The following is a 12,202-nucleotide window of genomic DNA, read 5'->3' as shown; positions in this document are numbered from 1 at the left end:
CGAGGACATTTGTCAGAGAGTGAGGTGGCAGTTGCTGGCGGTTTCGCTTGCTGTGCTGATTCAACTCTCTATACATTGAATGTTACGGAAGTAGAGATAACCGCAGTGATGCCAGTGTTCCACTCTCTCATCCAACAGTTTTTGGCTGCTGAATCTGATTCTAAGCGCTGGCTGTGGAAGATTGGTTTTATTGCCATTAAAGCCTTACTGTACAAGCATTCTGAGCCGTTATTTTGGTGGGGCGAGCGGGATGAAAATTGAGGGTGCTGCCAGACTGCTGAGTGGACGATTTACAAACTGGTTTTTTAAGGGTTTGAGGTTCTGGAATCGGGATGGGAGAAAATGTAGCGAAAACCCATGTCTTCTGAACCTACGCTACAGCATTTAGGAAACCCGGTCGATCTGCAAATTTGCTCTGATGGCAGAAGGAATAAAGAATAAGCACAGTATTGTGTAGGGTGTGTACCGCAACCGATATCAACCCTTAAATCACCGCATTGGGAAACTGATGGAGTATTTCGCGTTTCCCAACGTCAAGACTGTGCTGCGAGATTTGTACGGTATGGAACCGAAAGTGCTGTCGCCTGTTGGGCAAAATGCGATCGCACTTATTCCGATTAAAGCTGCGGCGGGGCGAGTGCGAACAACGCTGCTGGCTGAATTTCGCAGTTTACTGCGAGTCAAGTTAACCTAAAGTTAACAGCCGTTTTGTGCAGATGTCGGCTCAATCACCCACAAAAAATGATGAAAGAAGACACCATCGAAATTGTTGGTTTTCACGCCCATATTTACTTCGACACTGATAGCCGCGATGCTGCAGCGCGCGTGCGTGAAGGATTGAGTCGGTTTGAGGTACAGCTCGGGCGCTGGCATGACAAACCCATTGGCCCCCACCCCCAAGCAATGTATCAAGTTGCATTTTTACCGGAGCAGTTTGGCAAAGTCGTTCCCTGGTTAATGCTTCATCGCGAGGAACTAGATATTCTCGTTCATCCCGAAACAGGCGACGATGTTGAAGACCACACGACACATTCTTTGTGGCTGGGAGAGAAACTACAGTTGAATGTCGAATTTCTGCGACCTAAAACCACCAGTGCGAGTTTCTAGTCATCGTTCTCTGATTGCTATATGTAGAGCAAACACTACTTGCTGGGTGCGGAGCTACCGAAGAAACCAGAGCGGTTGGGAACTCAAGTGCGATCGACATCAATTGAAGATAGATCGCGACTCTGACTCTCTCCCACTAAGGAAATAAACTGCTCGTCATTCCGCAAGGAGTCAAAGTCGGGGTTCGATCGAGCTTCCCGACAACAACGGCGCGGAGCGATCTCGATTGCTCGTTGAAGCGCAGCAATAGCTTGCTCGGTGTCACCTTGTCGGGCATAGCAACAGGCTTTTCCGTAGTAACCTTCCTCCTTTTCTGGATGTTTGCGAATCACTCCATCGAACAATTTCATAGCTTGTGAGTATTCGCCTGCACGGGAGAAAACGATTCCTTTATTAACGAGTAATAGAGGTTTATTTCCTCCTAACTGAATTGCGCGATCGCAACTATTTATCGCGGCTGGATAATCTCCGATTAGGCTTAAACTTAAACTTTGATTATTGTAAAAATCAGAACTTTTAGTATTTATTTGAATAGCTTTTTTTTCACTAATGATCGCCTCGTTATAGCGTCTTAAATATCTTAGTGAGTGACTTTTAATGGCGTAATAATTAGGATTTTCTGGATCAATTTCAATAGCTTTGTTGATACTGACTAGGGCTTCTTCATAGCGTTCTAAATAGTTCATTATTTCACTCCTTAGAGCGTAATAATGAGACTTTTCTGATTCGGTTTCAATAGATATGTCGATACTAATTAATGCTTGTTTGTCTAAATCTATTAAATAAAAAGCTAAAGCTAAGTAAAAGTAAATGTCACTTAGAAAATGAGTATTATCGAAAATTTTAAGTGTCTCAATTTCTGCATGAGTTTGATTCAAAAGACTTAAAGCTCGCGTGTGGTCGTAATCACTCCGCAGACTGTAACTTATTAGAGCCAGACACTTTGCTAAACCTGTTAAATTCTGAGTTTCACGGAAGCAAACCTTTAGTCCCGACTCAATTTTGGACTTAACTTGACTCGAATCTTCTTCTCCCTGGATGTTAATGCTATAGTCTTTTTCAGGCATACCGATGACCCACCATCCAAATACGATAGTTTTCTCTATGCTGTCTAGAAACTTCTGAATATCTTCCCGTAATAGTTTGTTTTCTTTTAGTTCGGCTTCTGAGGCAATTGCAAAAAATGCACTTCTTGCAATTAATGGTTTCTTAAAATAACCCCCTTCAAAAAAACAAGTTAATAGTTGACGTTTTCCTTCATTTTTATTGGCAAATAGTCTGTGATAAATGACTTCTATCATCAGCTCCTGCCATTCGGAATTTTCATATTTATCGAGGGGAGAGCGATCGGGCGATACTTCTCGATCGGCGAGCTGCTCAAAATAATCGGCTATCCAATTGTGGATTTGAAAAAATTCTTGTTTATCTTCTTGATGCTGGGTTTTCCGAATCTCACTTCTGGCAACATCATCAATCCGATATCGATCGTCAGAAATTGCAAAATCACGCTCTGTCAGCCACTTAAACCAATCGATTTTGTTACCATTTTTGCAATCATTCAGAATGTCCGATACTTCAAATTTTTGAAGCAAATTGCGAATCAACGGTCGATCGAACCAACGACAGTGAGCCGCCAATTTTACCACTCGTTGTTCAGTTTCATTCAACCCATCTAGGAGTAACTTCACCATGCTAGAGTGCCCACCAGACAAGGTGATTTTTCCGCTCTCTTCCTTTTGTTTTTTTAGCAAATTTAAGTAATAGGGATATCCTTGAGTTGCTCTCCAAATTCGCCTCACAAAACCCTTATCTGTCACTCCAATATCTGCTAGATATTTTTGAGTTTCTTGTTCGTCAAATTGAATCAGTGCATATTCACGAATCAGCGGATTCTCCCGCTCTTTAAACTTCCCCTGATAACGTCCATGACTCAGCTTGTAGCGTCCTGCCATCGCAATTCGGACTGGAAAATTTTGCAATGTCGTATCTCTGAGTAATTCATTACCCAAAAATTCATTAAAATCTTTCTGTGCTTTTTCATAGGTATCCAGCCATAACACGATCGGCATCTCTTGCGACAACTGAATCAAGGTTTGTGCAAAAGCTTGGGTGAGCTTTGGCTGTGGATCGAGCATGAGATCTCGCAAGCTCATCTTTTCCGGTGTTGTTCCTTGCGTAGCTGGATGTTGCCTCAAAAGTTGCTCGAAGCGCCCTCTTGTTGAAAGCGGATTAAACCTAGATTCATCCTCGGTGACGATCGAACTTCGCGCCACTCCCATATATTCCCGAACCAAACTACCCTGCTCAGCGCTCACTATTTGAGTTTCTTCCGCAGCCTCAGTTTCCAGTCGTCGCAGCGTTTCTTCGTACTGTTGATACCGAACTGTGAAGATATCTGCCTCTGGCTGATGAATTGACAATTTCTGGTGTAAGTGTTTCATCAGTTCGATGGGTTTACTCAATCGGCTGTCGTTAAAATCAGCCTCCAGAAATTTCACGTTTCCGTGGTGCCGACTTTTTAACTCATGTAGTAAGGTAGATTTGCCAATTCCCCCAATTCCATACGCATAAAACATCAACGGTTCGGAGTTGGGTTGCTCAATCGCCTTATCAAAATCATCCAGAAACCGTTTGGTCGAATGGCGAGAAACGAAAAAACCTGGGCGACGAGGTTTTGAGGCTTTTTCCCGACCTAAATTTGCGGAACTGGACTGTGCTAAAGCAGTTGAGCTCGGCGATCGCGCTTTCGGGTTTTTGATGAAGATTTGGGGATTTGCGCTATCGATATTGCTCAACGTCGCTTTTTGAGCGGAAGCCTTGGACTGGAAATATTCGTTAATCTTATTCCTCAGTTTAGAAAGCTCTAAAAATTCGTCATCATCTTGCCAATCGGACTTCTCCAGGACGCTAACAAAAGCATCGACAAAATCACCATCACCTGCTTCTGTATCTGAATCTGTCGAACACAGAACGCAAAATCCCGATGGCTTGCGGGTACTCGATCCAGAAGTCAAGCTCTGAATAATCCCATTCGCACCCGCGCCTGCATAACAAACGTCCAGAATCAGTAAGACATTTTCAGGATAGTTATTATTTCCCTCAAATAGGCATCGAACAAGTTGTTGAGTTTCAATCGCTTTGGCACTTAAGTGCTCGGGTCGAGAATTGAATGTGTAGAGATAGTGGGAACCTAGATTGCCATCGTCGGCTGCGTGTCCGGCATAATACAGGATAACGATATCGTCCTGACTTCTTTCCGAACTGCCAAACCATTTGGACAGGGCATTTTTGATGTCTTCAGCCTCTGCGTCGATCGAAATCTGATCGGATAAAACTCTGGTGTACCCCTGCTGTGTTCCTGTAAACAGATTCACGACTCGATCGACATCACTCTTGACTCTAGCTAAGTCTGCTAGTTCCATTTTAGGACACGATGCAGAGCCGATCGCAATCAAAAACCGTTTAGATTTACCCATTGTCAGCCGAAATTATTTTCAACAGCACGTTAAACTATCAAGCCTGTGGCAACAGCAGCACCCGTTTCCTTTGCTGTTAAATACCTTTCCACCGAATGAGACTCCCATCCATTATAAACAAGCCGATCGACAATTTTGCGATCGTCTCCATCTCCAAAGTATGGGGCTAAGGATTTCTGAAGTGCCACAATATCACCGCTATCAGCAATGTTAAACCATTGCTTGATATTCGGCCATGCACCTTTACAATTCTCCGGCGGAGGTGTCAGTTTATCGAAAATCAAATTAGGGATTCCCAAAGGAGAACCCAGCGTTACCAGCGTCTGTACATTCCATTCTGGATGAGCGCACAAAGCTTCATAGGCAACGACGGAACCCAAGGAATGGGCGATCACTACTTTTGTCTCTGTTGGCGAGACTTTGGCTTCTACCCGTTCCAACACTGCTTTTTTTGTATCCGAATCGTGGAGAAATAAACCAACTTGCTTCAAGGCAAAAATTAATGTTTTTTCCGGGCCCAAGTTTCGGAAGAAGCGTGACTTAGACAACTGCCTTAATGCACGCTGCACAATCTCGGGAGTTCGTCCCCGACCTTGAAACTCCGGTTCTTGAATGCTGGGATCTTCGCCTAATGGGTCGCCAGCGCTACGATTCGCGATCGATAACTCTGCCGCTGCACGCCACCACTCAACGAGTAAGGCTTGCTCCCATTCCGTTTCAACATCCTGCGCTGTCAACTTGGGGACTCCTGCAGAACGCATTCCCGACGGGCGAAATAAGTCGCCATAAAAAACCATCCCAAATTCCGATCGTGTCAAGCGGGGCTGTTCGATCAATTCTAGGCTTCCTTGTAGTGCAGGCAACCAAGCATTTTCAAGCTGTGGACTGCCTAAAAAGTCTTGGGCGATTCCATGAATACCAACTACTTTCATTTAAATTCTTCCCCATTACATTCTGTGATTTTAAGAGTTTTGACCTAATCTCACATCCTGTTTTGTACTTGTGGCGCTCAAATCATAACACATGAACTCGGCTCTGGGGAACGATTTCAGGATTTATGAATTCATCCAATCGCTTGTTATTATTGCGTAACTACTCAGGCTTAAAAATAATTGTATATATAAGCGGTTGAAACCGCCGAATCCTAAAAATGGTAGTTAACTTGGATCTCGACGACTGGCTTTGCATTCAACAATTCGCAGCTTTGGTCGATCGGCTTCCCACAGAATTAGTACAAAGTCAATTTGGCCTTTGATCTGGAAAGCTCCCTCGTCTGCTTCAACGGAAATTTCGCGTCCATATGCTCTTTGTCCTGAACTTATACCTTGCAATTGTGCGACAAAGGTAGTCCAGGGTGTCTTCTTTTCGTCAGCAGACTTTTGGCTGTACAAAGTGAGGTCAATGAGACCATTGTTTTTGATAGAAGTTTCTCATTCGTTCTCCCTCAATCGCCCCGCCTCTTGGAGAACTGGATCTAAGGAGTTGAAGAGGCGTTCTGCAAACGGAAGCTCTCGGGCAAGCTTTCGGTTATTATGCTCTAGCTTAAAGCGGCGATCGCAAGATTGATAATGGATGTACTGGCCGATTTCGGTAACTCGGACAGATGGTTTAGTTACTGGGGTTAACATAAATGTAAAAATAATATTTTTGTCTGACTCAGACTGGCATAAGCTATGCCGAACGACTAAATTTGAGTAATCATCTCACAATTAACTTAGGAGTTACATCACAATAATCACTTTTAATTGTGACCATACTCACGGCAACTATTTATATTATAAATTCACAACTCACCCCGATTCTCTCTCTAATACCAAAGTCACCGGCCCGTCATTCTCGATCGAGACTTGCATCATCGCTCCAAACAAGCCTGTTTCGACTTTTAAGCCGCTCTGGCGCAACTTTTCGACAAATTGATCATAAAAAATTTCCGCTCGTTCAGGAGCTGCTGCTCGATCGAAGGAAGGTCGCCGACCTTTGCGAGAGTCGCCGTAGAGCGTAAACTGACTGACAAGCAGCAACTCGCCGCCGATGTCTTGTACGGACTTGTCCCAGCACCCGGTATCCCCGGCCGAGTCGGGAAACAAACGTAATTCTAGGCATTTGCGAGCCATCCAATCGATTTCTGATTCGGTGGTAAATGTACTTTTTTTGCTTTAATATCCTCCGAACTGGCGCTTAAATTAATTTAATTGCAGCACTATGTTATAAAGATCTTGCTAATTTTTGTGCTGTCCATCTTCCAAATTCGTATCCTAAATTTTGAGGTTTTTTATCTATAGTTTATCAGAAGATTTTTATCTATAGCAATCGGGAGCATCTCATATTTGTAAAAACACTTCTTCTGGCTTTTTCGTTCTGACTCCTTCCTTCTTCAACATCTGCTATATCCTTGAGGGTTGCAGGTTCGAGATGCTAAAATCGAGCCATACCATTTATCTATTGGTATTTGCTTTCCGATCCGAAATCCTAAGTTTTCAATAATTTGTCGGGTTTCCGCGTGAGTGTGACCAGACCACAAGTGATATTCTAAAGAAAGGTTTTGCACCAGTTGCCAAGTATCTCGATCTTCAAATAACAGCCATTCTGCACCTTCGCAGTCTACTTTGGCTAAATCGACGCTACCACCAATTCGCTCGATCGCCCTGCGAAAGGATATCATTGGTATTTCGCCGCTTTCGCTAACTGTCGATCGGGTTTTTCCCGAAACTTCCCGAATGTCGAGGACTACTTTACCATCTCGACCCCCTACTGCTTCCATAAAATATGTAAAATTGGCGATTTCAGATTGATGTTTGAGGTAATTTTCTAAGTAGGGATTAGCTTCGTAGGCGTGAATTACGGCCTGGGGAAACCTGTTCCTCGCAGCAATCGGAAATAAGCCGACATTGGCTCCAATATCAATAATTGTCATCAGCGATTCAGATAATTGCTCGACTCCGTAGCAGTCGTCTAAAAGGACTTCTATAAATTCTCCATCCATGCCTTTCTCTGAAGGTACGTTTACTTGATGCAGTTTTCCTTGCACAATTAATTGTTCTGGCAATTGAAAATTAGCCACTCTGTTAAATTTAATCCCTAACTTTTTGGCTCGAATTTGGCGCTGCACGAGTTGCTGAAGTTTATGGACAAGCATAGGCAGAGATTGAGATTTGTTTTAATTTTAAAATAACCTTAGATGATGGAAAAGCCTCTAGGTAATAATTCACATTTGGCCCCGATTTTGAATCCAGTTTATCTCGGGGAATTCAACCTGAAGGCGAGAGTTTTAGTCAACCAATCCGGCTGATTACGAGTTTGTTGAGAATGCGCTAGATATCATTACAGAGAGTTATTTTTTGGTTCATAAGAAGAGTAAATGGAGAGTAAATCTGCTTTAATATATGTCAAAATGCGCTTCAAAACACGGAAGTGAAAAATGTGAGATTTCGATGGACGGCTCCCCACAATTGAAAAGTTAGTAATGCTCCACTTTCCCAGGGCTGCGGAGGCAGAAATTAACCAGCGGTTGATGGAAAAATTTGCCGATCCGGGAGTGAATGCTTGGCTCGATCGTGCCAACAATGCGATCGCCCTAATTCCCGACCGCAATCCCCAAAAGTCGATCGCCATTACGGCTGACAAAGATGAAATTCGCACCCTAGAGAATCTAGCACTCATGCAGGGTCTACTTGATAACCACTCTGAGTGCTTCCTATCCTTGACACCGTAGATTTGTTACCTGAATCAAGTTAGCAGAGGTTTGTGCTGGAGACAACACTCACAAGCTTGATTTGCCACAACCGCTAGCCTTCACCCCAAGCTGACAAGAAGCCTCTTATTCTCAAACGCAACATTTGTTCAAGAACACCTGGGTTTTAGCACCTGCTTGTACGTCCGGTGAGGCTGGCCACCACCGCCACTAACTCCGCAGCATCTACGGGTTTGGTCAAGTGCATCTGAAAACCTGCTAATAGTGCCTGCTGACGATCGTCATTCCGGGCATAAGCCGTCAGCGCGATCGCGGGTAGCCTATCGCCCCGCTGCGCTTCAAGTTGACGCAACTTGCGGATCAGGGAGTAGCCATCCTCATCCGGCATCCCAATATCGCTCACTAATACATCGAGCCTGCGATCGGTTGCGGTTTCGATAATGGTCAAGGCCTCCTTGACCGAACCAACAGCCATGACATCAGCACCATACTTTTCGAGAATCGTGCTCAGTAACTCTAGCGCGTCAGCCTCGTCCTCTACCACTAAGATGTGTAAGCCTTCAAGGGTTGGCGAGGCCTGAAACCTCCCCTTAAACTCGACGAGCGAGTTTAATGGCTCTGGATCGCTGGGTGGTAGATGGATAATCATCACGGGCAGTTTGACTGTAAAGGTCGTCCCCTGTCCTATCCCTGGACTCACTACCGTTACAGTCCCGCCATGTAATTCAACTAATTGACGCACAATGGCTAACCCTAAACCCAACCCCCCATAACTGCGAGTGGTCGTGCTGTCGTGCTGGCTGAAGCGATCGAAGACAAACGGTAGAAAATCCGAGCTGATGCCTGTTCCAGTATCGCTGACAGTAATTTCAACATGGGAATTAACCCGCTGCAAACGAATCTGGACTCGCCCGTTTTTAGGCGTAAATTTGAGGGCATTAGATAGAAGATTCCACACAACTTGCTGCAACCTATCGGCATCACCCAAGAGCGGGCCAGCTTCAGAATCGAGCACGCTTTGCAGGCGAATTGACTTTGCCTCAGCCGCCAAGTGTACAGACTCAATCGCCGATTCAATCACCGGCACGAGGTTGACAGGACGGACTCGGAGGCGCAGTTTACCTGTGATGATGCGAGAAACATCGAGGATGTCTTCGATAAGCTGGGCTTGAGACTTCGCGTTTCGCTCGATCGTCTCCAAAGCCCGCGCCACCTTATCCTCACTCAGGTTTTTTTGCCGTAACATCGTTGACCACCCTAAGATCGCGTTGAGAGGAGTTCTGAGTTCATGAGAAAGAATCGAGAGAAACTCATCCTTGGCACGGTTAGCGGCCTCTGCCTCTGCCCGAATTACTTGTTCACGCACCAATAATTCGTCTTTGGTGCGATTAGACGCTTCCAGTTGGGAAGTGCGTTCCTGCACCCGTTGCTCTAGCTCCACATTAATCGCCTGGATACGGCGGCGACTATTTTCTAGTTCCTGGTTTGTAAGGGCAAGTTGAGCTGGACTGGGCGTATCGAGTGCCACTGGAATTAAGGGAATCAGTAAAAAGGTGAACGTATAGAAAGACCAAAGACCAGTGACAGCTTTGATCAGTCCTGAAACCCAATAAATGGGGTGCCAAAGTGTCACTATTCCCATCAGGTGAGTCGTGCCACATAAGGCAAAGATAAAAAAGAAACCCACCAGCAGTATCACCGTGTGGGGCGGCAGATCCTTACGCTCATTCGTAAAGTAAACAATGGCAACCGCCACCGAGAAATAAGCCAGGGTAGTCAAGGCATCTGACGTTAAGTGCAGCCAGACTAACCCCGGTTTCCAGAGGTAACAATGCCCGTGGGGAATGAAATTATTAGAAAAGAAGGTGCTCAAGAGGTCAGGCATATTAGTTTACGGCACTGTCAAGTTAATTTAGGGGGTGTCATCAATTCAACCAGATGACCGCAGCAGCCAGAAGAATCGCACGCCGGAAAGTTCACCGCCCTAGGGTGATAGCGCGTAGCGATTGCCTGATACTGCTTGAGCTTGGGGAAAAAGTTCTTACTCAAATTACGGGCTTTATACAATTGAGCATCGTAAGTTTCCAGGGTCTGGCAATTGCGGCGAGGTGAAATCACGGTGGTCTTCCCCTCGGCATTGAGGCGGTCAATCACACGCTGATCTGGATCATAGCCCTTGTTAGCCAGCAGTGTATCCGCCACCAGTAATGGCTGCAGTTGCTCGGCTCTTGCTCGCGTCACCAGTTTGTCCGGGGGTGAGGTGAAACCCCGACGAATCTCCTCAAAAAGCTCAGTAGGAAGATGTTTCTTGAGAGTGGGAAAATGCCGGGATCGAAAAAAATGAGAAGGAGTCAGAAGACAGAATTTAGAATTCAGAATACCCCATGCCTGAAGTGAGGGTTTTCGGTAATGAAAGAATTTTTTTTGCTCCACGATTAAAATCGGGGGCTTGACACCTGGATTCTCCATCCTGTCGCACAGAATCCATTCTGGTTCCTGAATGCTGAATTCTTCTTCGGTAAAGGTATCGGATGAATTAGCGTCGGCGGGAATTCGATCGGCAACGCGGATGGTGGTGGGAAAGCACCGTAAACGCCCGTTGCGGGTGAAGGATGGGATGATGAGCTACAGCCTGGAGAACAAGGGTTCTATGGCTATTTGGCTGGCTCTGGCGGAATGTTTGAAAGAGCCTGCGGTGAATGTTTATTTGGTGTCGTCGGTGAAGGAGCCGAGGCGATCGCAGCTTTGTATTTTACGCAGCGCCAGCCGTTGGATGTGCTAATTGCTTGGGAAATTTGCAAGCTTGGTGGCTCAATAGCCGATTCTTGACGGCGACAACCCGGCTTTGCTGGTTCGGGACGACTACCGACTGTACGATGAAGGATTGCGGAACTGCACGCAGCAGCCGGCGTAGAGGTGCTGTTGGGGGCAATTAGCTGTTTTGGGAGCGATGCTTCGATCGCCATGAAGTTCGGCCAGATGGCCCGCGTCGCTTGTTTGGGCATCCCCACCCAGAACACCCCCGGTTCGAGATTGCTCACCTCCGGGGCGATCGACAATTGCGATCGTATCCTCAAAGCCTACTGTGACTAGCTTTCGCACGAGTAGAAAAAAAAGTTTCGCCAAGTAGTTGACAGATTGGGAAAGATTAGTTAAGGTAATAAAGGTGCGGAACACAAGCAAACGCAACGCGCCCCCATCGTCTAGAGGCCTAGGACACATCCCTTTCACGGATGCGACGGGGATTCGAATTCCCCTGGGGGTATTGAAAATTTAAGTCTGATATCAAACTGATATCTAGTATGTGGGGTGGGCATTTGGCCCGCCCTTATTGCTATTAGGACTTACCCACGGGTAGCCAGAAACCTGGTTTTTGCCCAGAAGACCGGTCACAGCCTGCAGCAACCGCAAAAACCCGCTTTCTTTAGTTTGGTTTCTTTGGGGTTGATTCGTAATTCCCCTGATTAAATCAATTATCACAATTAGCAATTAATTACCAATTAAAGAGAATTTAAACCTGCCAGGGTTACGTTTATTTCTTGTTGAACAGCAGAGTTCGTGATTTTTTGAGCCATCAAGTTTTTAATCTCGTGACGATCGCTCTTTATGAGAGAAAAAGTGAGATCATTTTTTTGGCATATTATATATAGTGTGCCTCTCTAACTCCTCTTTGATGTAGAGGTTTCAACCCCTGTCTTAAGTCCCTGGTTAATACCTTAAGTCCTCGGTCGAGAACTAATGAGTTCTTCAGTCGTATGCAAGAGGACTTTTGCTTTGAGGCAGGGGTTTAAACTGCTGGCGGACTGACGGATTGCCCGACGGTCGGTTTAACATTAAGCTGATGCGTTCGATCGCCTTTTCGTTAGTTTGCACCATTGCCATTGATATCGAAGTTTTCTATAATGGGAATTTCTGAAGGGGAGGAAGC

General features: G+C 45.4%; 14 protein-coding genes, 1 tRNA gene and 1 pseudogene. 6 read left to right on the top strand and 10 right to left on the bottom strand.

Annotation, left to right across the window (positions count from 1 at the left end):
• The first annotated feature begins 9 nt into the window (after positions 1-9).
• The 3 genes from D0A37_RS27980 to D0A37_RS27970 all read left to right on the top strand — a co-directional run bounded on the left by D0A37_RS27980 (position 10) and on the right by D0A37_RS27970 (position 1,107).
• Positions 10-261: a hypothetical protein gene (locus D0A37_RS27980; RefSeq protein ID WP_242719526.1), complete on the top strand. Its 252-nt coding sequence runs from the start codon at positions 10-12 to the stop codon at positions 259-261.
• Between the two features lie 247 nt (positions 262-508).
• The gene (locus D0A37_RS27975) at positions 509-694 is read left to right on the top strand and encodes a hypothetical protein (RefSeq protein WP_242719524.1); all 186 of its coding nucleotides are present in this window, start codon (positions 509-511) and stop codon (positions 692-694) included.
• A 47-nt stretch (positions 695-741) separates the two neighbouring features.
• Positions 742-1,107 carry a DOPA 4,5-dioxygenase family protein gene (locus D0A37_RS27970; protein ID WP_242719522.1) on the top strand — a complete coding sequence of 122 codons (366 nt, stop codon included), beginning with the start codon at positions 742-744 and terminating at the stop codon, positions 1,105-1,107.
• Positions 1,108-1,190: 83 nt separating this feature from the next.
• On the opposite strand, the gene D0A37_RS27965 is transcribed toward D0A37_RS27970, so the two are convergent.
• The 6 genes and pseudogenes from D0A37_RS27965 to D0A37_RS27940 form a co-directional block, all read right to left on the bottom strand.
• On the bottom strand, positions 1,191-4,583 hold the full coding sequence (locus tag D0A37_RS27965) for a TPR end-of-group domain-containing protein (protein ID WP_242719521.1): 3,393 nt from the start codon (positions 4,581-4,583) through the stop codon (positions 1,191-1,193).
• A 29-nt stretch (positions 4,584-4,612) separates the two neighbouring features.
• Positions 4,613-5,515: a GPI inositol-deacylase gene (locus tag D0A37_RS27960; protein ID WP_242719519.1), complete on the bottom strand. Its 903-nt coding sequence runs from the start codon at positions 5,513-5,515 to the stop codon at positions 4,613-4,615.
• A gap of 225 nt (positions 5,516-5,740) precedes the next feature.
• Positions 5,741-5,914: a hypothetical protein gene (locus tag D0A37_RS27955; RefSeq protein ID WP_242719517.1), complete on the bottom strand. Its 174-nt coding sequence runs from the start codon at positions 5,912-5,914 to the stop codon at positions 5,741-5,743.
• 99 nt (positions 5,915-6,013) lie between these two features.
• The gene (locus tag D0A37_RS27950; RefSeq protein WP_242719515.1) at positions 6,014-6,211 is read right to left on the bottom strand and encodes a hypothetical protein; all 198 of its coding nucleotides are present in this window, start codon (positions 6,209-6,211) and stop codon (positions 6,014-6,016) included.
• A gap of 162 nt (positions 6,212-6,373) precedes the next feature.
• Positions 6,374-6,718: pseudogene (dtd, locus tag D0A37_RS27945) on the bottom strand (D-aminoacyl-tRNA deacylase); the annotation flags it as partial.
• 239 nt (positions 6,719-6,957) lie between these two features.
• Positions 6,958-7,719, bottom strand: coding sequence for an FkbM family methyltransferase (locus D0A37_RS27940; RefSeq protein WP_242719513.1), 762 nt, complete (start codon positions 7,717-7,719; stop codon positions 6,958-6,960).
• Between the two features lie 327 nt (positions 7,720-8,046).
• On the opposite strand from D0A37_RS27940, the gene D0A37_RS27935 reads away from it, so the two are divergent.
• A complete protein-coding gene (locus tag D0A37_RS27935) occupies positions 8,047-8,295 on the top strand; it encodes a hypothetical protein (RefSeq protein WP_242719511.1) in 249 nt (82 codons plus the stop codon).
• Between the two features lie 145 nt (positions 8,296-8,440).
• Here the strand turns inward: D0A37_RS27935 and D0A37_RS27930 are convergent, their stop codons facing one another.
• Positions 8,441-10,159 carry an ATP-binding protein gene (locus tag D0A37_RS27930; protein WP_242719509.1) on the bottom strand — a complete coding sequence of 573 codons (1,719 nt, stop codon included), beginning with the start codon at positions 10,157-10,159 and terminating at the stop codon, positions 8,441-8,443.
• A gap of 17 nt (positions 10,160-10,176) precedes the next feature.
• Entirely contained in the window at positions 10,177-10,743 is a 567-nt protein-coding gene (locus D0A37_RS27925; protein ID WP_242719507.1) for a hypothetical protein, read from the bottom strand.
• Between the two features lie 31 nt (positions 10,744-10,774).
• Here D0A37_RS27925 and D0A37_RS27920 point away from each other — a divergent pair, with 31 nt between their 5' ends.
• Positions 10,775-11,056 carry a hypothetical protein gene (locus D0A37_RS27920; protein WP_242719505.1) on the top strand — a complete coding sequence of 94 codons (282 nt, stop codon included), beginning with the start codon at positions 10,775-10,777 and terminating at the stop codon, positions 11,054-11,056.
• 80 nt (positions 11,057-11,136) lie between these two features.
• On the opposite strand, the gene D0A37_RS27915 is transcribed toward D0A37_RS27920, so the two are convergent.
• Positions 11,137-11,496, bottom strand: a complete 360-nt coding sequence (locus tag D0A37_RS27915; RefSeq protein ID WP_242719503.1) for a hypothetical protein — start codon at positions 11,494-11,496, stop codon at positions 11,137-11,139.
• Here D0A37_RS27915 and D0A37_RS27910 point away from each other — a divergent pair.
• Positions 11,467-11,539, top strand: a tRNA-Glu gene (locus D0A37_RS27910). The two genes, D0A37_RS27915 and D0A37_RS27910, sit on opposite strands and share 30 nt — an antisense overlap.
• A 482-nt stretch (positions 11,540-12,021) precedes the next feature.
• Here the strand turns inward: D0A37_RS27910 and D0A37_RS29245 are convergent.
• On the bottom strand, positions 12,022-12,156 hold the full coding sequence (locus tag D0A37_RS29245) for a hypothetical protein (protein WP_278187125.1): 135 nt from the start codon (positions 12,154-12,156) through the stop codon (positions 12,022-12,024).
• Between the last annotated feature and the right edge of the window lie 46 nt (positions 12,157-12,202).

It is taken from the genome of Microcoleus vaginatus HSN003 (genome assembly GCF_022701255.1).
GTDB classification, from domain to species: Bacteria; Cyanobacteriota; Cyanobacteriia; order Cyanobacteriales; family Microcoleaceae; genus Microcoleus; species Microcoleus vaginatus_B.
The sequence above is the reverse complement of the archived record's forward strand: the minus strand, read 5'-3'. Positions and strand labels throughout refer to the sequence as shown.